The sequence below is a fragment of the Vibrio sp. 10N.222.49.A3 genome (assembly GCF_041475145.1).
In the GTDB taxonomy this organism is placed as follows: Bacteria; Pseudomonadota; Gammaproteobacteria; order Enterobacterales; family Vibrionaceae; genus Vibrio; species Vibrio tasmaniensis_A.
In genome coordinates, this window is the sequence record NZ_JBFRVM010000349.1 from 1 (window position 1) to 794 (window position 794).

Below are 794 nucleotides of genomic sequence, written 5' to 3' on the forward strand. Positions count from 1 at the left end.
TCTCACGAAGCATGTTCTCTAGCGGGTACGCTAGGTCTTGGTAAGCTGGTTGCTTTCTGGGATGACAACGGCATCTCTATCGATGGCGAAGTTGAAGGTTGGTTCTCTGACGATACACCTAAGCGTTTTGAAGCTTACGGCTGGCACGTAATCCCAGCAGTTGATGGTCACGATGCTGACGCTATCAACGCGGCTATCGAAGCGGCTAAAGCGGATCCTCGTCCTACGCTTATCTGTACTAAGACTATTATCGGTTTTGGTTCACCAAATAAAGCGGGTACGCACGACTGTCACGGTGCTCCACTAGGTGCTGATGAAATCACAGCAACTAAAGCGGCACTGGGTTGGGAACACGGCCCTTTCGAAATTCCAGCTGATATCGCAGCTGAGTGGAATGCGAAAGAAGCAGGCGCAGCGAAAGAAGCAGCGTGGAATGCTAAGTTTGACGCATACGCAGCGGCTCACCCTGAGCTAGCAGCTGAATTCAAACGTCGTACTAACGGCGATCTTCCAGCTGAGTGGGAAGAGAAAGCAAACGCAATCATTGCTGATCTTCAAGCTAACCCAGCAAACATCGCATCACGTAAAGCATCTCAAAACGCACTAGAAGCGTTTGGTGCTATGCTACCTGAATTCATGGGCGGCTCTGCTGACCTTGCGCCTTCTAACCTGACTATGTGGTCTGGTTCTAAGTCGCTTGAAGCGAACGACTTCTCAGGTAACTACATCCACTACGGTGTACGTGAATTCGGTATGACTGCAATCATGAACGGTATCGCTCTGCACGGTGGTTT

General features: G+C 50.3%; 1 pseudogene. It reads left to right on the top strand.

From position 1 onward, the window contains the following. Nucleotides 1–794 (top strand): annotated as a pseudogene (locus tag AB4589_RS25555) (transketolase); the annotation flags it as partial.